Source organism: Croceicoccus sp. (assembly GCF_983967925.1).
Window position 1 is genome coordinate 56,062 of sequence record NZ_CFETID010000004.1, and the last position, 18,137, is coordinate 74,198.

General features: G+C 65.7%; 18 protein-coding genes. 9 read left to right on the top strand and 9 right to left on the bottom strand.

Going from position 1 to position 18,137, the window contains the following annotated elements; genetic code table 11:
• Nucleotides 1-4: 4 nt before the first annotated feature.
• From AC4FIJ_RS03600 to dut, 4 genes are read left to right on the top strand one after another with little or no spacing between them, the layout of a single operon-like run.
• On the top strand, nucleotides 5-754 hold the full coding sequence (locus AC4FIJ_RS03600) for a class I SAM-dependent methyltransferase (protein ID WP_490335347.1): 750 nt from the start codon (nucleotides 5-7) through the stop codon (nucleotides 752-754).
• Nucleotides 755-764: 10 nt separating this feature from the next.
• A complete protein-coding gene (gene ubiB, locus AC4FIJ_RS03605) occupies nucleotides 765-2,333 on the top strand; it encodes a 2-polyprenylphenol 6-hydroxylase (RefSeq protein WP_490335348.1) in 1,569 nt (522 codons plus the stop codon).
• A gap of 9 nt (nucleotides 2,334-2,342) precedes the next feature.
• On the top strand, nucleotides 2,343-3,608 hold the full coding sequence (gene coaBC, locus AC4FIJ_RS03610) for a bifunctional phosphopantothenoylcysteine decarboxylase/phosphopantothenate--cysteine ligase CoaBC (protein WP_490335349.1): 1,266 nt from the start codon (nucleotides 2,343-2,345) through the stop codon (nucleotides 3,606-3,608).
• On the top strand, nucleotides 3,605-4,093 hold the full coding sequence (gene dut / locus AC4FIJ_RS03615) for a dUTP diphosphatase (protein ID WP_490335350.1): 489 nt from the start codon (nucleotides 3,605-3,607) through the stop codon (nucleotides 4,091-4,093). The genes coaBC and dut overlap by 4 nt, the downstream gene beginning before the upstream one ends.
• 231 nt (nucleotides 4,094-4,324) lie before the next feature.
• Here the strand turns inward: dut and AC4FIJ_RS03620 are convergent, their stop codons facing one another.
• The 4 genes from AC4FIJ_RS03620 to secB form a co-directional block, all read right to left on the bottom strand.
• Nucleotides 4,325-5,038, bottom strand: a complete 714-nt coding sequence (locus tag AC4FIJ_RS03620) for a DUF4136 domain-containing protein (RefSeq protein ID WP_490335351.1) — start codon at nucleotides 5,036-5,038, stop codon at nucleotides 4,325-4,327.
• A gap of 157 nt (nucleotides 5,039-5,195) precedes the next feature.
• Entirely contained in the window at nucleotides 5,196-6,212 is a 1,017-nt protein-coding gene (gene trpS / locus AC4FIJ_RS03625; protein WP_490335352.1) for a tryptophan--tRNA ligase, read from the bottom strand.
• A gap of 17 nt (nucleotides 6,213-6,229) precedes the next feature.
• A complete protein-coding gene (murJ, locus tag AC4FIJ_RS03630) occupies nucleotides 6,230-7,822 on the bottom strand; it encodes a murein biosynthesis integral membrane protein MurJ (RefSeq protein ID WP_490335353.1) in 1,593 nt (530 codons plus the stop codon).
• 37 nt (nucleotides 7,823-7,859) lie between these two features.
• Nucleotides 7,860-8,378, bottom strand: coding sequence for a protein-export chaperone SecB (secB, locus tag AC4FIJ_RS03635; RefSeq protein ID WP_490335354.1), 519 nt, complete (start codon nucleotides 8,376-8,378; stop codon nucleotides 7,860-7,862).
• 261 nt (nucleotides 8,379-8,639) lie between these two features.
• On the opposite strand from secB, the gene AC4FIJ_RS03640 reads away from it, so the two are divergent.
• Genes AC4FIJ_RS03640 through AC4FIJ_RS03650 form a run of 3 tightly spaced genes read left to right on the top strand, consistent with a single transcriptional unit; the run spans nucleotide 8,640 to nucleotide 11,108 of the window.
• On the top strand, nucleotides 8,640-9,317 hold the full coding sequence (locus tag AC4FIJ_RS03640) for a Tim44/TimA family putative adaptor protein (protein ID WP_490335355.1): 678 nt from the start codon (nucleotides 8,640-8,642) through the stop codon (nucleotides 9,315-9,317).
• Nucleotides 9,318-9,345: 28 nt separating this feature from the next.
• Nucleotides 9,346-10,536, top strand: coding sequence for a murein transglycosylase A (gene mltA / locus AC4FIJ_RS03645; protein ID WP_490335356.1), 1,191 nt, complete (start codon nucleotides 9,346-9,348; stop codon nucleotides 10,534-10,536).
• On the top strand, nucleotides 10,533-11,108 hold the full coding sequence (locus tag AC4FIJ_RS03650; protein ID WP_490335357.1) for a Smr/MutS family protein: 576 nt from the start codon (nucleotides 10,533-10,535) through the stop codon (nucleotides 11,106-11,108). The genes mltA and AC4FIJ_RS03650 overlap by 4 nt, the downstream gene beginning before the upstream one ends.
• Before the next feature lie 7 nt (nucleotides 11,109-11,115).
• Here AC4FIJ_RS03650 and AC4FIJ_RS03655 read toward each other — a convergent pair whose 3' ends face one another.
• The 4 genes from AC4FIJ_RS03655 to aroC all read right to left on the bottom strand — a co-directional run bounded on the left by AC4FIJ_RS03655 (nucleotide 11,116) and on the right by aroC (nucleotide 16,106).
• Nucleotides 11,116-12,312 carry a hypothetical protein gene (locus AC4FIJ_RS03655; RefSeq protein ID WP_490335358.1) on the bottom strand — a complete coding sequence of 399 codons (1,197 nt, stop codon included), beginning with the start codon at nucleotides 12,310-12,312 and terminating at the stop codon, nucleotides 11,116-11,118.
• A 154-nt stretch (nucleotides 12,313-12,466) separates the two neighbouring features.
• A complete protein-coding gene (gene ahpF, locus AC4FIJ_RS03660) occupies nucleotides 12,467-14,074 on the bottom strand; it encodes an alkyl hydroperoxide reductase subunit F (RefSeq protein WP_490335359.1) in 1,608 nt (535 codons plus the stop codon).
• A gap of 124 nt (nucleotides 14,075-14,198) precedes the next feature.
• A complete protein-coding gene (ahpC, locus tag AC4FIJ_RS03665) occupies nucleotides 14,199-14,765 on the bottom strand; it encodes an alkyl hydroperoxide reductase subunit C (RefSeq protein WP_490335360.1) in 567 nt (188 codons plus the stop codon).
• A 249-nt stretch (nucleotides 14,766-15,014) separates the two neighbouring features.
• Nucleotides 15,015-16,106, bottom strand: coding sequence for a chorismate synthase (aroC, locus tag AC4FIJ_RS03670; RefSeq protein ID WP_490335361.1), 1,092 nt, complete (start codon nucleotides 16,104-16,106; stop codon nucleotides 15,015-15,017).
• Nucleotides 16,107-16,206: 100 nt separating this feature from the next.
• Here aroC and AC4FIJ_RS03675 point away from each other — a divergent pair, with 100 nt between their 5' ends.
• Together AC4FIJ_RS03675 and AC4FIJ_RS03680 are read left to right on the top strand one after the other, a co-directional pair.
• On the top strand, nucleotides 16,207-16,554 hold the full coding sequence (locus AC4FIJ_RS03675) for an ArsC family reductase (protein ID WP_490335362.1): 348 nt from the start codon (nucleotides 16,207-16,209) through the stop codon (nucleotides 16,552-16,554).
• A 68-nt stretch (nucleotides 16,555-16,622) separates the two neighbouring features.
• A complete protein-coding gene (locus AC4FIJ_RS03680; RefSeq protein ID WP_490335363.1) occupies nucleotides 16,623-17,384 on the top strand; it encodes a siderophore-interacting protein in 762 nt (253 codons plus the stop codon).
• Here the strand turns inward: AC4FIJ_RS03680 and ubiG are convergent, their stop codons facing one another.
• Nucleotides 17,385-18,122, bottom strand: coding sequence for a bifunctional 2-polyprenyl-6-hydroxyphenol methylase/3-demethylubiquinol 3-O-methyltransferase UbiG (gene ubiG / locus AC4FIJ_RS03685; protein ID WP_490335364.1), 738 nt, complete (start codon nucleotides 18,120-18,122; stop codon nucleotides 17,385-17,387).
• Nucleotides 18,123-18,137 lie beyond the last annotated feature (15 nt).

The following is an 18,137-nucleotide window of genomic DNA, read 5'->3' on the forward strand; positions in this document are numbered from 1 at the left end:
CGACATGACGGACACCCCGACCAGCCCGCCGACCGCCTCGTTCGGTTACGAGGAGATTCCCGCAGAAGAAAAGATCGCGCGCGTCGGCGCGGTGTTTTCGGGCGTGGCGAAGAAATACGACATCATGAACGACGCTATGTCGGGCGGGATGCACCGACTGTGGAAGGACCGCTTCGTGCGGCGCGTGAAACCGCGCAGCGGAGAGCGCATCCTCGACATGGCGGGCGGAACGGGCGACATCGCGTTCCGCATGGCGGGCAGCGGGGCCGAGATCATCGTGGCCGATATCAACCAGGACATGCTCGACGTCGGGCTGGAGCGTGCGGTGAAGCGCGGGCTGGGCGACTTCGTCTGGTCGTGCCAGAACGCCGAGGAACTGTCCTTCGCGGACCGCAGCTTTGATGCCTATACGATCGCCTTCGGCATCCGCAACGTTACCCATATCGACCGCGCTCTGGCAGAGGCGTACCGCGTGCTGAAGCATGGCGGGCGGTTCTATTGCCTCGAATTCTCGACCACCGAATGGCCGGGGTTCAAGGATGTCTATGACGCCTATTCGCACCGTCTGGTGCCGCAGATCGGCAAGGCCATCGCGGGCGACGAGGACAGCTATCGCTATCTGGTCGAATCGATCCGCCGCTTTCCGCCGATGCCCGCGTTCGAGGCGATGATCCGCGAGGCGGGCTTTACCCAGACCAGGGTCGAGCCGATCATGGGCGGGCTGGTCGCGATCCATTCGGGCTGGAAGATCTAAGACACATCCTGTGACCCAGCCTGCCACCCATATATTCCGCCTTTTGAAATGGGGCCGCATCCTCGCGCGGCATGGCGCGCTGCGCATTGTCGAGGATCACCCGCAGACGCCCGGCCCGGTGCGCCGCCTGTGCCGGATCGCGCGTTTCGGCACGATCCAGCCCAGACAGCCGCAATATGCCGAGGCGTTTCAGGATATCGGCCCCGCCGCGATCAAGCTGGGCCAGACGCTGGCCACGCGGCCCGATCTGGTGGGCGAGGAAGCGGCGCGCGGACTGCTGAGCCTGCAGGATTCGCTGCCGCCGGTTCCGTTCGAAAAGATCGCCGCCTCGATCGAGGCAAGTTTCGAGCGGCCGTGGACCGATATCTACGAAAGTATCGAGGAAGTGCCCGTCGGCGCTGCCAGCATCGCGCAGGTCCACCGCGCGGTGACGACCGATGGCCGCCTCGTCGCGGTCAAGGTGCTGCGCCCCGGCATACGCGAGCAGTTCACGCGCGACATCGACACCTATGAATGGGCGGCCGCGCATCTCGAGGCGCTGGGCGGTGAAGCGACCCGGCTGCGCCCGCGCCTGACCATCGCCAATTTCAAGCGCTGGACCAATCGCGAGCTGGATTTGCGGCGCGAGGCGGCCAGCGCGTCCGAACTGGCCGAGGCGATGCACGCGGTGCCGGGGTTCTGCGTGCCCTCGATCGACTGGGACCGGACCAATGGCCGCGTGCTGACGATCGAATGGATCGACGGCATCAAGATGTCCGACCGCGAGGCGCTGGTGGCGGCCGGGCACGACATGCAGGATCTGGCGCAGCGGCTGGTGCTGGCCTTTTTGCGGCAGGCCATCACCGCGGGCTTCTTCCATGCCGACATGCATCAGGGCAACCTGTTCGTGAAGGCCGACGGCACCATCGTCGCCATCGATTTCGGCATCATGGGCCGGATCGACCGGCAGGCGCGGGCGTGGCTGGCGGAAATCCTCTATGGCCTGACGACGGGCAATTACCGCCGCGTGGCCGAGATCCATTTCGAGGCGCAATATGTGCCCAGCCACCATTCGGTCGACGAGTTCGCGACGGCTTTGCGTGCGGTGGGCGAGCCGATGCGCGGCAAGCCGGTGAGCGAGCTGTCGGTCGGGCAGATGTTGGACGGGCTGTTCGCGATCACGCGCGATTTCGACATGCAGACGCAGCCGCATCTGCTGCTGCTGCAAAAGACCATGGTGATGGTCGAGGGGATCGCGACCCAGCTGTATCCCGGCATCAACCTGTGGGACGTGGCGGCGCCTTTCGTGCGCGAATGGATCCGCGACGAGCTGGGGCCCGAGGCGGCGATTGCCGACCGCATCCGCACCGATACCGAGACCTTGCTGCGCATCCCCGCACTGATCCGCCGTCTGGAAGAGCAATATCCGCCCAAGGGAGGCGCGCCCGAACCGCCGCCGCTGGCCGATGTGGAGCTGATCTGGGAACGCCGCGCCCGCCGCAAGGCGCAGCCGGGCGGATCGGTGCTGCCCTATCTGCTGAGCGCGGTCATCGGCGGCGGCGCGGTCTATGGCGCGATCCTGCTGGGCTGGATCGGATAGGAGGGACGAGTGGCCGTGCGCAGGATCCTGCTGATCGTCGGGGGCGGCATCGCGGCCTATAAATCGTGCGAACTGGTGCGCCTGATCCGCAAGGGCGGCGGCGAGGTGACCTGCGTGGTGACCGAGGGCGGGCAGCATTTCGTGACCCCGATGACGCTGGCCGCGCTGTCGGAAAAGCCGGTCTATACCACGCTGTGGGATCTGAAGAACGAGGCCGAGATGGGCCATATCCAGCTGAGCCGCGAGGCGGATCTGGTGGTGGTGTGCCCCGCGACGGCCGATCTGATGGCCAAGATGGCGGCGGGCATCGCCGACGATCTGGCAACCACCCTGCTGCTGGCGACCGACAAGCCGGTGATGGCGGTGCCCGCGATGAACGTGCGCATGTGGGAGCATCCCGCGACGCGCCGCAATGTCGCGCGGCTGCGCGATGACGGGGTCACGGTGCTGGAGCCTGACGAAGGCCCGATGGCCTGCGGCGAATATGGCGCGGGCCGCCTGCCCGAACCCGAAGCGATCTGGCAGGCGATCCGGGCGTTCGGGTCACCTGATCCTCTGGCCGGACAGCCTGATTTCGCGGGCGAGAACCACCGCCCTTTGCATGGCCGCCACGTGCTGGTGACTGCCGGCCCTACGCATGAGCCGATAGATCCGGTGCGCTATATCGCCAACCGGTCGAGCGGGAAGCAGGGTTTCGCGATTGCCGAGGCCGCCGCCGCCGCGGGCGCGCAGGTCACGCTGATCGCGGGTCCGGTGCATCTGGACACGCCGCCGGGGGTCGACCGCTATGACGTCGAATCGGCGGCGGAAATGCTGGATGCGGTCGAATCGGCGCTGCCCGCCGAGGTGGCGATCATGGTCGCCGCGGTGGCCGACTGGCGCGCCGCGGAATGTGCCAACAGAAAGATCAAGAAGGACGGATCGGGCGAGGTGCCTCCGCTGGCGCTGGCGGTCAATCCGGACATTCTTTCCAGCGTGGCGGCATCGCCCGCGCGGCCGCGCCTGCTGATCGGCTTTGCGGCGGAAACCGATGATGTCGTCGCCCATGCGCAGGCCAAGCGGCTGCGCAAGGGGGCGGACTGGATCGTCGCCAATGACGTGTCGGGCCCGCCCGGAACCAGTGTGATGGGCGGGGACAGCAACACGGTCCACCTTGTCACCGCCGACGGGGTAGAGGACTGGCCTGCCATGCCCAAGGACAAGGTCGCCGCCGCCCTGATCGAGCGGGTCGCGGAAAATTGCAGGGCCCACAATGGCATGAAGGACGACGCATGACGAAGCCGCACGAACCCGTACCCGTTCCCGTGATGCGGCTGGACGGGAACGACGATCTGCCGCTGCCCCGCTATGCCAGCGAGGGCGCGGCGGGCATGGATGTCGTGTCGGCGGAGGACTGGGTGATCGCTCCCGGAGAGCGGGTCGCGGTGGCGACCGGGCTTGCGGTTGCGATTCCTGAGGGGTTCGAGATCCAGATCCGCCCGCGTTCGGGGCTGGCGCTGAAGCATGGCATCACCGTGCCCAACACGCCGGGCACGATCGATTCGGATTATCGCGGCGAGCTGAAGGTGATCCTGATCAACCACGGGCAGGAGCCTTACCGCGTGCAGCGCGGCGACCGGATCGCGCAGGCGGTGCTGAGCCCCGTGGTGCGGGCAAGCTGGCTGAAGGTCGAGCATCTCGACGAGACGAAGCGCGGTACGGGCGGGTTCGGTTCGACCGGCTTCGGTTCGGCCGAGGTCAGCCCGATCAAGGGCGAATAGGTTTCTTGGGGGGCGGGTCGATGCCGCCAAAAGGCCCGGCCGCCCCTCAATAACGCTGGCTGCGCCTATTGTCTGGCGCTGAAACCCAACGGCCGGGCAAGTCAGAGGGGCGGTTGTGGCTCAACAGATCGAGTCCGCCCCGGGGAAACGCGCCGCGCCGGTGTAAAGGGACGCCGGGCGCGGCTCGCCTTTCGGTATTAGGGCATCCTGCGTTGCGGATCGCTGAACGGATCAGTCGAGTCGCTTGACCGTCTTGTCGCCGTCGTCGGGCGCGATCGAGATGCGCAGCACCTCGCCCGAATTGCCCGGGAAATCGGTGAACATCGCGTCGACCAGATTCGGGACGAGATGCTGCAGCCGGTTCGATGTCGACACCGCCTCGGCCTTGCCCTCGAACAGGCGTTCGCCGGTGGTGCGATTGTCGATCTTCATGTCGATGCCGCTGGTGTAGACGGTGTAGCTGCGCACGTCCGGACCACCGAAATAGGGGTCGTAGAAGCCATAGCCCCATCCGCCGCGATAGAAGCTGCGCCGACCGAAATAGCCGCCGTACCAGGGGCCCCACGGATCGTAGAACCCGGCACCCACGCCGGGCGTGGTGCGCACGCGTTCACGCCCGTTGTCGACGCCATAGTCAAAGCTGACCAGCAGGTCCGCCGTTTCGGGCGAAGCCGCCTGCGTGTAGCCGAGCCGCGACATTTCCTGCGCGACATAGCCCGCATATTGCGAGAATTCGAGGCCGCCCTGCATGGCCGGATCCTCGGCCACGACGGCGAATGTGTTGCCCTGCGGTGCCGGCAGCTGCGTCTGGAACCGCGAGACATCGGCCTGAAACGGTGTCGTGCAGGCCGCGACGCCCGCGATCAGCAGCGGAGCCGCCAGCATCTTCGCCCAGAAGCGGGGCGTCCTGTGCCGGGATGAACGCGAAGTTCGTGCGGAAGTCATTGGTCTGCTCTCCAGAAAAATCGTTTCGGCGCAGTCATCGTGCCGGTTTCCCGCACACAGAACGCCGCAAATTCTGCACATTCTGTAGCGATTCGCCGGTGAATGAAAGTTGAATATTTATACCGTAACGACTGGGTTCGACCCAAGTTTCATTAACTTAGCGCAAGAATCCCAATGCCTGATAGGCGCCGGACAGGGTCGGCGCGGCCGCTTCGCGCGCGCGGGCTGCACCGCGGGCGAGGATGGCGTCGATCTGTTCGACATCCCGCTTCAGCTCGTTGAAACGGGCGGTCACGGGGCCGAGATGCTCGACCAGCAGCTCGCCCAGCGCGGCCTTGAACTTGCCGAAGCCCTCGCCGCCGAATTCCGCCAGCACGCCCGCCACGCTCGTATCCGTCAGCGCCGCATAGATCGAAACGAGGTTCAGCGCCTCGGGCCGGCCTTCCAGCCCTGCCGGTTCCGACGGCAGCGGTTCGGGATCGGTCTTGGCCTTCTTGACCTTCTTCATCATCGTGTCGGGATCGTCCGACAGGTTGATCCGGCTCATGTCCGAGGGGTCCGACTTGCTCATCTTGGCGGTGCCGTCGCGCAGGCTCATGATGCGGGCCGCTTCGGGCGGGATCATCGGTTCGGGCAGGGTGAACAGCGGCGCGTCTTCGCTGCAGTAATCGTTGTTGAATTTCTGCGCGATGTCGCGGGCCAGTTCCAGATGCTGCTTCTGATCCTCGCCCACCGGGACATGGGTCGTCTGGTACAGCAGCACGTCGGCGGCCTGCAGCACCGGATAGGTGAACAGCGCGGCGCTGGCCCCTTCGCGGTTCTTGCCCGACTTGTCCTTGAACTGCGTCATGCGGTTGAGCCAGCCCATGCGGGCGGTGCCGTTGAGCAGCCATTGCAGCTCGGCATGGGAGGGGACCTGCGCCTGGTTGAACAGCACCGACCGGTCGGCATCGATGCCACAGGCGATCACTGCGGCCGCAATCTCGCGCGTGGCATTGGCGAGGCCCCTGGCGTCATGCGGCATCGAAATCGCGTGCAGGTCAGCCAGAAAGAAGAAGCAGTCGCCCCCGGCCTTGCCCACCTGTTCCTGCAGCCGCGCCCAGTTGCGGATCGCGCCGAGGTAATTGCCGAGGTGGAGATTGCCGGTGGGCTGGATGCCCGAGACGATACGCATGAAAATGGCCTTTGGGTTTATTCCGAGAGATCGACGGGTTTCGCCGCCCGCTTGCGCCGTAGCTGCGCAATCAGGTCCTTGTCGAGCGCGCCGATCAGCCATGCGGTCACGAAGAACACCGCCATGCCCGCACCGACCAGCGCGCCCAGCGACCAGACGCGTTCAATCACCGTGCCGCCATAGCGGTCCGCCATCAGGGGCACGAGGAACCACAGCGCCGCGCCCATTGCCGCCGTCGCCACCAGCTGGCGCGCGATGCGCCCGCCCAGCTTGGCGGTGAAATGGAACCAGCCGCGCATCTGCAGCACGGTATAGAGCGTCAGCACGTTGAGCGTGGAGGTGATCGCAGTCGCGGCGGCGAGCCCGACGATGCCATATCGCGGCACGACATAGAAATTGATCGCGATATTGATGACCAGCGCGCCCGCCGCGATCCACACCGGCGTCTTGGTGTCGGCGCGGCTGAAGAAGGCGGGCTGGAACACCTTGACCAGTACATAGGACGGCAGGCCCGCGACAAGCGCCATCACGATCCGGCCCATGATCAGGCCGTCGGTCGCGGTCATCTTGCCGCCGACGAAGAACGCAGTGGTAAAGGCGGGCGCGCAGATCGCCAGCGCTGCGGCGGCGGGCAGGGTGAGCAGCGTCGCCATTTCGACCGCGTTCGATTGCAGGCGCTGCGCCTCGCGCGTGTCGCCGGTCTGGATGTGGCGTGCCAGCATCGGCAGGATCGCGGTGCCCAGCGCAATGCCGACGATGCCCAGCGGCATCTGGTTGAGCCTGTCGGCCAGCTTGAGCAGCGTCAGCGAGCCTTGCGGCAGGCTGGTCGCGAAGAACGTGTCGACGAACTGGCTGATCTGGTAGATGCCCGCGCCGAAAGTGGCGGGCAGGATCAGCATGCCCAGTCGCTTCACCTCGGGCGTGAAATGGGGGCGGGTGATCTTCAGGGCCACGCCCGCCTTGCGCACTGCCCAGAACATATAGGCCAGCTGCACCGCGCCCGCGACCGGGACCGAGATGGCCAGCGCGGTGGCGATATCCGCCTCGCTGCCGCCGGTGTGGCCGATGTAATAGCCCGCGCCCAGACCGCTGATCAGCACGATATTGAGCAGCACCGGCACGAAGGCGCCCGGCGCGAAGCGCGAGCGTGCGTTCAATACGCCCGACAGCATGGCGACAAGGCTGACCAGCGCCAGATAGGGGAAGGTGACGCGGCTGAGCATCACCGACAGTTCGAACTTGCCCGGCACCTCCTGATATTCGCGGGCGAGCAGCCACACGATCCCCGGCATCGCCAGCATCGCCAGCGCCGAGAATCCCAGCAGGATCCACACGAAAACCGACAGCGTGTCATTGGCGAACCGGTTCGCTGCCGCCTCGCCTTCATCGGAATGGAGGCGGCGCGTGTACATCGGGACGAAGGCGACCGAGAACGCCCCTTCCGCGAACAGGCGGCGGAAGGTGTTCGGCAGGATGAAGGCCAGCTGGAACGCGTCCGCCGCCGCGCCCGCGCCCAGCACGCGGGCGAGCAGCATGTCGCGCGCGAAACCGAACACGCGGGAGAGCGCGGTGAGCCCTCCGATCGTCCCGACATTGCGGACGAGGCTCATCTATGGGGTCTTTTCAGCTCTGGTGCCGGGCGCAGGCTCAGGCTTCGCCGGCGGGCGGCTGAGTGCCTTCGCGGCGGCGCTGTTCCATCTGCTGCTGGTAGAGTCCCGCAAAGTCGATGGGGTCGAGCAGCAAGGGCGCATAGCCCGCGTCGCGCACCGCATCGGCAACGACCCGGCGCAGGAAGGGGAACAGGATGCGCGGCGCCTCGGCAAACAGGAACGCGTGGCTCTGCGCCTCGGGTACGTGGCGGATGCCGATCAGGCCGCAATAGGTCGCCTCGACGATATAGGCGGTGCCCTGCTGCGCGCGGGCGGTGCAGGTAACCTTCAGCGCAACCTCGTGCACCTCGTCGTCGATGCGGTCCGACTGGATGTTGAACTGCACGTCCAGCTGGGGCGCATCGCTCCACTGATAGCTTTTCGGCGCGTTCGGATTCTCGACCGAGAGATCCTTCACATATTGCGAGATCAGCCCGATGGCGGGCTGGTTGTCCGCGCCGTTGCCTTCGTTCGCGTTCATGCCAAGATCGGTGAGGATGTTGCCTTCGTCGGCCATGATGTCTTTCGTTTTTCGCTAAAGCCGCGCGCCCCTCGCGCGCAGGTGTCGGATGCGGCGCGTAGCATTGCCGCGCGGTGCGAGCAACCGATCGCTGCTGCGCTGCGGCGGGCTGTGCGCAAACGCCGGTTCCCGGCCCGATGGTGCAGCTAACGCGGTGTTCACATCGTTTGTATATTTGTGTTTGCTGCCTATTTAAGGCAAGTTCGCCCTTCATGCCGGCGATGCGCTGGCCAAATGCTAATTACGGATGGATCACTTGTGATCGTCGAAATCGTCATTCTCGCCATGATCGCCGCCTTTCTGGGCCTGCGTCTCTATTCCGTCCTCGGCCGCCGTGCCGAGCATGAGGAGGAAATGCTGGGCCGCATGGCGCACACCCCCGAAGCGCAGGCGCCCGCGCCGCGTTCGCCGCAGGCGGATGGCACGGGCGCAGCCGATGAGCGGCAGCTTCCCGGCCTTGAACGCGCGCTGGCGGGCATTCCGCTGGGCGCGCAGCGCGCGGTGCGCGAGATTGCCAGTGCCGACCGCCGGTTCAGCCCGGTCACCTTCATCGAGGGTGCGAAGAGCGCCTATGCGATGATCCTGGAAGCGTTCTGGAAGGGCGACCGCGAGACCTTGAACGAGCTGTGCGACGACGACGTCTATGCCAGCTTCGTTGCCGCGATCGACGCGCGCGAGGCGGCGGGCGAATCGGTTGAGAATCGCCTGATACGCATCGAGGAAGCCGAGATCGTGGGCGCGGATTTCGACAATCCGATGGCGCGCATCACCGTGCGCTTCGCCGCGGATATCGCCGCGCTGACCAAGGACAAGGACGGCAACATGATCGCGGGGTCGCTGGACGATGCGATCCAGTCGCGCGATGTCTGGACCTTCAGCCGCAAGGTCACCGCGATGCGGCCCGATTGGCTGCTCGACGAAACCGACGAAGGCTGATCCCGGCGCTCTGACGGAGAACGGGCCCGTGCTGCGCCGATCCGTGTTGCGCCAATCGGTGCTTGGCCGATCCATGTGGGGCAAAGGGGCCGCGCTTGCCTTTCTGGCCGCGCTGGCCGCCTGTGCCGGTCCCGCGCCCGAACCCGTTCCCCCGCCTGCGCCCGACCGCGCCGCCGATGCCGCGCTGCAGGCCGGGCCTGCCGTCAGCACCCTGACAGTCGAACCCGGCGATGCCGCCGCGGCGCTGGCGTCCTTCGTCGAAAGCTGTCCCAAATTGCTGGCGCGCAGCGATGCCAGCGGGCTGACCCGCGGCGAGGACTGGCGCGAGGCCTGCGATGCGGCGCGCGTCTGGCCCGCCGCCACCGCGCGCGATTTCTTTGCAGGCTATTTCGAACCCGTGCGCGTGGCGCAGGGCGAGGGGTTTCTCACCGGCTATTTCGAACCGCAGATCGAAGGGGTTCGGGTCAGGACGCCGGGCTATGACGTGCCCGTCTATGCGATGCCCGACGATCTGGTGCGCCAGCCCCATTATGCGGGCGAAGGACGCGCGCCACTGGGCCGGGTGACCGAGGACGGGCGCTTCACCTCGTATTATGATCGGTCGGAGATCATCGATGGCGCGCTGGAGGGCCGCGCGCCGGTGATCGGCTGGGCGAAAGACCCGATCGATTTCTTCTTCCTGCAGATCCAGGGTTCGGGCCAGCTTCGCGCGCCCGATGGCAGCGTGATGCGAATCGGCTATGCCGGGCAGAACGGGCGCGAATATGTCGCCATCGGGCGCGTCCTGCGCGAACGCGGCGTGTTCCAGCCGGGCGAGGCGACGATGCAGGGGATTGTCGACTGGCTGCGCGCCAATCCCGCCGAAGCCGACGAGGTGATGAACGCCAACAAGAGCTGGGTGTTCTTCCGCGAACTGACCGGCGACGGGCCGCTGGGCGCGCTGGAGGTTCCGGTCCGCCCGCATGCCAGCGTGGCCGCCGATCCGCGTTTCGTACCGCTGGGCGCGCCGGTGATCATAGACGCCGAGCATGACGAGGCCGACGGTATCTGGATCGCGCAGGACACGGGCGGCGCGATCAAGGGCGCGAATCGGCTCGACACCTTCTGGGGCGCGGGAGAGCGGGCCAAGGAGATCGCGGGCGGCATGTCGAGCGAGGCGGAGGTCACGCTGCTGCTGCCGCGCGGTACGCTGGCGCGGCTGCGCGCTGAGCGGCAGTGAAACCGCGCAAGGGACGCCAAGGCCGCGAACTGGATGAGGAAGAGCGGCGCGCGTGGGCGCATCTTGCCGCGACGGTCACGCCGATGCCGGGGCGCAAGCGTCCCGAAGCGGTAAAGCCCGCGCCTGAGAAAGGACCGCCGCCGCCGCCGCCCGCACCGATGTTGCAGACCGCGCGGCCGCAGCATCCCGTCGCGCCGCCGCCGCCGCCGGTTCTGGGCGAGAATGGTGGTAGCCTCGACCGCGGCTGGGACCGCAAGCTGGGGCGCGGCACGATCGCTCCGGATTTCACGCTCGACCTGCACGGCCACACGCTCGACGCGGCATATCGCAGGCTGGAGGCGGGGATGACGCAGGCCGTTGCGCAGGGCGCGCGCGTGCTGCTGGTGGTGGCGGGCAAGCCGCGTCCTGTCAATGCGGCGGACAGGGCGCAAAGGCGCGGGGCGATTCGCGCGAAGCTGCTCGACTGGCTGGCGGCGGGACGGCACGCGGGGCATATCGCGGCCATACGCAAGGCGCATCCCAGGCACGGCGGGGCGGGCGCGCTTTACATCATCCTGAAACGCCCGCGTTAGACCCGCTTCAGTCCATGCCGCCGCCCCAGGCGTGGCCGAATTGGATATAGATAATGCCACCGTCCGGGCCGAATGCCACGTCCAGCCCGGCATCGACGCCCAGCTTGCGCGCGATGCGATAGCGAAAGCCGCCGCCGCCCGCGAAGACCGCGCCCGAATCCTCGAAGAAGCGGGACGATCCGGCATAGGCGGTGCCATACCCCGCAAAGCCCAGCACCGACCAGCGGGGCGAAAGCTGTCGTGTCACCTCGACTTCCGTACTCCACGCCGTGCCGCCTTGATAGCGGCCAGCCTGCACGCCGCGCAGATCAATGGATGGGGCAAAGAACGATGGGAAATCGCCGCGCGCCGCGTCGAGTTCGGTCTTGGCGCCCAGCGTCCATTTTTCGCCCAGCGGATAGAACGCGTAGACGTCGGCGTCATAGATCTCGAAATTGCGGTCGCTGCCGAAGATGCCGGAATTGAACTTGCCCTCGACAAAGGCGTTTAGGCCGCTGCGGGGCGTGACGGCATTGTCGCGGCTGTCGAAGTGAAAGCCCCAGCCGAGCGCGCCGGTGGTCAGCTTGCGTTCGAAATCGTTCTGAAAGGCATCGGGCAGGCCTTCGACTTCGGGCAGTTCGATGCGTGTCTTCAGGCCGCGGAAATCGGCGATGGGGCCCAGCGAAAAGCGCCGGTCGGCCAGATGCAGCCGCGCCGATCCGAACAGGCCATACTGATACTTGTTGGTGTATTCGATGCCGCCGGGCGCAAAGGCGGGATACATGTCGAGCGTTACCTTCCCGTGTCCCGCGCCAAAGCTGTACGACACGGCTCCGTCGAACGCCTGCCCCGACTGGAAGAAACCGAAGCCATAGGAGCCATTGCCGGTCTTTACCCCACCAAGCATACGGCGCGTGGTGCGTTCCGGCTGGCCCGGCGTCATATCGACGAATTGGGCGACGATGCCGAAACCCCCGTCGACGGCCGGTTCGGTGATGATGACCGGCATGGGAAAGAACCCGCCGGTGGAGAAACTCTCCGAAAAGTCGAGCTTGCCGTCCTCATCGTCGAAATAGGGGTCGAGCCAGCCGCCATGTTTGGCATCATGCGGGACATCGTCGGCTGGGGGACGCGGCGCGCTGCCTTCCTGCGCCAGCGCCGGACTTGCAAGGCAAAGCAGGGCGATGGACAGGCCCCGCCGAACATGACGACCCGCGCTATTCATCCTTGCCTTTCCACTGCGAACTTCCGGATTGCAGGATAGCGCGCACGCAGGGGGCGAATATCGGGGAAAGACCCGAGGAAATTCGGTGCGCCTCGGACATGGAAAAGGGCGCCCCGGTGAGACGGGACGCCCTTTCATGCGTTCGGCCCGAAGATCAGGCGGGCTGGGCCACCTTCTCGGCTTGCGCGATCTCGTCCGCGGGTTCGGTGCGGATGAGATAATCGAAGGCCGAGAGGCCTGCGGTCGCGCCCTGCCCCATCGAGATGATGATCTGCTTGTAGGGCACGTTGGTTGCATCGCCCGCCGCGAACACGCCCGGCAGGTTGGTGGCGGCCTTGGCGTCGGTGACGATCTCGCCATGCTTCGACAGTTCAAGGCCCGAGTTCTTCAGCCATTCGGTGTTGGGGACCAGCCCGATCTGGATGAAGACGCCCTGCAGCTCGACCTTGTGCAGCTCGTTGGTCTCGCGGTCCTTGTATTCAAGGCCCGAGACGCGCTCGCCATCGCCCAGAATCTCGGTCGTGGCGGCCGAGGTGAGGATATCGACGTTCTGCATCGAACGCAGCTTGTCGACCAGCACCTGATCGGCGCGCAGCTTGCTGTCGAATTCGATCAGGGTGACATGGCCGACGATATTGGCGAGGTCGATCGCCGCCTCGACGCCCGAGTTGCCGCCGCCGATGACCGCGACATGCTTGCCCTTGAACAGCGGGCCGTCGCAGTGCGGGCAATAGGCGACGCCCTTGTTGCGATAGTCCATCTCGCCCGGCACGCCCAGATTGCGCCAGCGCGCGCCGGTGGTCAGGATCACGCTGCGGGCCTTGAGCGATGCGCCATTGGCCAGCACCACTTCGTGCATGCCGCCGGGCTGCGCGGCGGGGATAAGCTTTTCCGCCGTCTGCAGGTTCATCACGTCGATGTCATACTCGCCCACATGCTGTTCCAGCGCGGCGGACAGCTTGGGCCCCTCGGTATAGGGGACGGAGATGAAGTTCTCGATCCCCATGGTGTCGAGCACCTGTCCGCCGAAACGCTCGGCCGCGATGCCGGTGGAGAAGCCCTTGCGCGCGGTATAGACCGCAGCCGACGCGCCCGCGGGGCCGCCGCCTACGATCAGCACTTCGAACGGTGCCTTGCCCGCGATCTTCTCGGCCTGCTTGGCGCCTGCGCTTGTGTCGATCTTGGCGAGGATTTCCTCGACGCTCATCTTGCCGCTGGCGAACATTTCGCCATGAAGGAAGGTGGCGGGGACGGCCATCACGCCGCGCTCCTCGACTTCATCCTGATAGGTGCCGCCCTCGATCAATGTCGCGGTGATGCGCGGGTTGTAGAGCGCCATCAGCGTCAGCGCCTGCACCACGTCGGGGCAATTGTGGCAGGACAGCGAGAAATACATCTCGAAGTCGAAATCGCCTTCCAGCCGCTCGATCTGGTCGAGAACGTCCTGCTCCACCTTAGGCGGGTGGCCGCCCGCCCACAGCAGGGCCAGCACCAGCGAGGTGAATTCATGGCCCAGCGGCAGGCCTGCAAAGCGCACCCATTTCTGCGGGTCGCTGGACCGGCGGATGATGAAGCTGGGCTTGCGGTCGTCGCTGCCGTCGAAACTCGCGCTGACCTTGTCGTTCAGCTCGGCGATTTCGTTCAGCAATTCGCGCGTGTCGTCGGACTTCTTGCCCTCACCCAATGAGGCCACGAGTTCGATCGGCTCGCGCAGGTTTTCCAGATACTGCTTAAGCTGCTGTTTCAGATTGGCTTCAAGCATGGCGAGGGCCTCCTGTTGTGCGTAAATTCAGGGATTCCGGACGCAAAAGCGGCCCGGACGGCAGGACCATCCGGGCCGCTGTCGCTTTTGGGTGCCCCTTCAAGGGAAGAGGGCGTGTTCCTGATCAAATCTTGCCGACGAGCTCGAGCGAGGGAGCCAGCGTGTCGCTGCCTTCTTCCCACTTCGCCGGGCAGACCTGGCCGGGGTTCTTGCGGACATATTGCGCGGCCTTGATCTTGCGGACCAGTTCCTTGGCATTGCGGCCGACGCCTTCGCTGGTGATTTCCATGATCTGGATCACGCCATCGGGATCGACGACGAAGGTCGCGCGGTCGGCGAGGCCCATTTCCTCACGCAGCACGCCGAAATTGTTCGACAGCGTGTGCAGCTGGTCGCCCAGCATCGGGAACTTGATCTTGCCGATCTTGTCCGAGGTGTCGTGCCATGCCTTGTGGCTGAAATGGGTGTCGGTCGACACGCCGTACACTTCCACGCCCATGCCCTTCAGCGAATCATACTGCTCGGCAAGGTCTTCCAGCTCGGTCGGACAGACGAAGGTGAAGTCGGCGGGGTAGAAGAAGAAGACCGCCCAGTCGCCCTTCACGTCGCTGTCGCTGACGTCGAAGAAGTCCTTGCCGGCCTGAAAAGCGGTGGCTTTGAACGGCTTGATCGTGCTTCCGATGATACCCATACGGTGTTTACTCCACTTGTGTTGAGCCCGGGCCGACTGAGGCGTGCCGGACATGATTTCCTGTTGCCGATCACAGATAGGTGCTGCACCCGCGAAGCCCAAGCGGAGAAAGCCGATGAGTTTGATAGAATTATTCAATGAAACGGAATTGATCGCTTTGTCCGATCATGGGCACGTGCCGCCGGCAGCAATCTGCAAGGCGCGGGGATAGCGCCTCGTTTCAGGAAATTCGCAAACGCTACAGCGGATTCAGCCGCATTGCGCGCGGTTCAGCAGGAAGTGATCGGCCAGCGTCAGCGCCATCATCGCCTCGACCACGGGGACGCCGCGCAGACCCACGCAGGGATCGTGGCGGCCCTTAGTGACGATCTCGCCCTGCTCGAAACCGCCGGTGTCGTCCTTGCGAATCGTCGGGACGGGGATGAGGATCGAGCTGGTCGGCTTGAACGCGACGCGCACGCGGACCGGCTGGCCGGTGGAGATGCCGCCCGCGATCCCGCCTGCATGATTGGCGCCGAACGTGACCTCGCCCGTTTCTCCGTCGCCCGAGGGGCGCATCGGGTCGGCGTTCTGTTCGCCGGTCAGGCGCGCGGCTTCGAAGCCGTCGCCGATCTCCACGCCCTTGACCGCGTTGATGCCCATCATGGCGGAGGCAAGATCGGCATCCAGCTTGCCGTAAACGGGCGCCCCCCAGCCTGCGGGAACGCCGACCGCTTCGCATGTCACCACCGCTCCCAGCGACGAGCCTGAGCGGCGTGCGTAATCGAGCCGTTCGGCCCAGCGTTCCGCCGCGGCGGGGTCGGGGCAGAAGAACGGGTTGGTCGGAATCAGCGAGGCGTCGAAGCTGGCCTCGTCGATTGTGTCGCCACCCATTTCGGAGACCCAAGCGCGGACCGTGACGCCGGAAATCACCTTGCGCGCGATGGCGCCTGCCGCCACGCGCGCCGCGGTTTCGCGTGCGCTGGACCGCCCGCCGCCGCGATAGTCGCGGATGCCGTATTTCGCGTCATAGGCGTAATCGGCATGGCCGGGGCGATAGCTTTTCGCGATCTCCGAGTAGTCCTTGGACCGCTGGTCGGTATTCTCGATCATCAGGCTGATCGGCGTGCCGGTCGTCTGGCCTTCGAACACGCCCGACAGGATCCGAACCTCGTCAGGTTCGCGGCGCTGGGTGGTGAAGCGGCTGGTGCCGGGGCGGCGCGCGTCGAGGAAGGGCTGGATGTCGGCTTCGCTCAGTTCGATGCGCGGCGGGCAGCCGTCGACCACCGCGCCCAGCGCCGGTCCGTGGCTCTCGCCCCAGGTGGTGAACCGCAGCACGCGGCCGAAACTGTTGACGCTCATTCCCTGTCCCCAAGCCTTTCGCGCCCTATTCCTGCGTTGCGCGCAAAAGTCCACCTGTCCTATCGCGGCCCGCATACGCAATGTTTCGCGAAAGGCCGATATGAGCACGACGATCTATGGCATACCCAACTGCGACACGGTCAAGAAGGCGCGCCAATGGCTTGACGGTGAAGGGATCGATTACGCGTTCCACGATTACAAGAAACAGGGCGTGCCCGGGGATCATCTGAAGGCGTGGATTACCGACATGGGCTGGGAGCCGCTGCTCAACAAGCGCGGCACCACGTTTCGCAAGCTGCCCGACGAGGACAAGCAGGACATCGATGCGGCCAAGGCCGAGCGATTGCTGCTGGACAACCCGTCGATGATCAAGCGGCCAGTGGCGGAATACGACGGCGGGCTGCTGGTGGGTTTCGACGCCGACGAATGGGCGGCTGCGCTGAAATAAATATTGCGACGCACTCGCAATTTGGGGCAGGCAGACTATCTGGACCATCAGCAATCGATGAAAGGATCATGATGGCCCGCCCCGAACCGCGCACGCTCGCTCTCCTGTCTCGCACCCAGGTAACGCCCAACATGGTCCGCTTGCGGCTGGGCGGTTCGGGGATGGCCGGCTTTCCGGAAAACGCGGCGGGCGGATATGTAAAGCTGCGCCTTTCCGAGGGCGAGGACGGCGTAAAGCCCGTCGTGCGTACCTATACCATCCGCCACCAGACCGAAGACGCCATCGATGTCGATTTCGTGGTGCATGGGCTGAAAGATGAGCAGCCCGGTCCCGCCGTAAGCTGGGCGCTTGACGCGCAGCCGGGCGACACGATCCTCGTCGGCGGACCCGGTCCCGCCAAGCCGCTTCCCGAAGGGATGGACCGCTATCTCGTCGCCGGGGACATGACCGCGCTGCCCGCCATCTCGGTCAATCTGGAAAGCCTGCCCGCTGACGCGCGCGGGACCGCCGTGATCGAAATCCAGCACGAGGACGACCGTCAGGACATTGCCGCGCCCGAAGGGTTCGATATCCAATGGCTGGTTAATCCGCACCCTGGCAGCGACCCGGAACTGCTGCTTGGCAGGCTGCGCGAACTGGGCTGGGAAGACGGAGAAACCTATGCGTGGGTGGCGGCGGAATTCGCCGCCATGCGGACGCTGCGCGATTACTTCCGCAGTGAACGCGGGCTTGGTCCCGACAGGCTCTATATCTCAAGCTATTGGAAGCAGGGCGAGGACGAGGACAGCCACCGCGTCGTCAAGCGCGCGGATCTGGAAACGGCAGGATGATTAGCCGCGCCGCGCGGTGACGATATAGTTCAGCGACAGATCGCCCGACAGCTCCAGCCCGCGCATGGGCGAGAAGGCGATGCCGCGCGGCTCGCTCATTTCCAGCCCCGCGGCGGCGAGCAGTTCGCGCAGTTCCTCGGGAGTGACGAAATCCTGCCAGTGATGCGTGCCGCGCGGTACCATGCCCAGCCGTTCGGCCCCCTCGACCAGCAGCAGTTTCGAGCGTGCGGTGCGGTTGGGGGTGGAGATCACCATCAGACCGCCATCCGCCAGCCGTTCCTGCAATTGGTGGACGAAGGCGCCCTTGTCGGCGACATGCTCGATCACTTCCATCGCGGTGACGAGGTCAAAACGATTGGCCTGCAATTCCGCAAGTTCGCCAGCATGATAGGCGACATCCAGTCCGCCAGCCTGCGCATGGGCCCGCGCCGCGCCGATATTTTCCGCCGCCGCATCGACGCCCGTGACCTCTGCCCCCAGCCGCGCCAGCGGTTCGCACAGCAGGCCCGCGCCGCAGCCGACGTCCAGCGCGGTCTTGCCCGCCAGCGGATGGCGCGCACGCACGTCGCCGCCCCAGTGCAGGTCGATCGCTTCGCGGATATAGGCCAGCCGCACGGGGTTCAGCCGGTGGAGCATCGCCGAGGACCCCTTGGGATCCCACCAGTCCGCCGCCAGCGCGCCGAAATGGGCGGCTTCTTCGGGGCGGATGGTTACAGGTGATATTGTTGCATTGGCCATGCCTTACCCTTAACA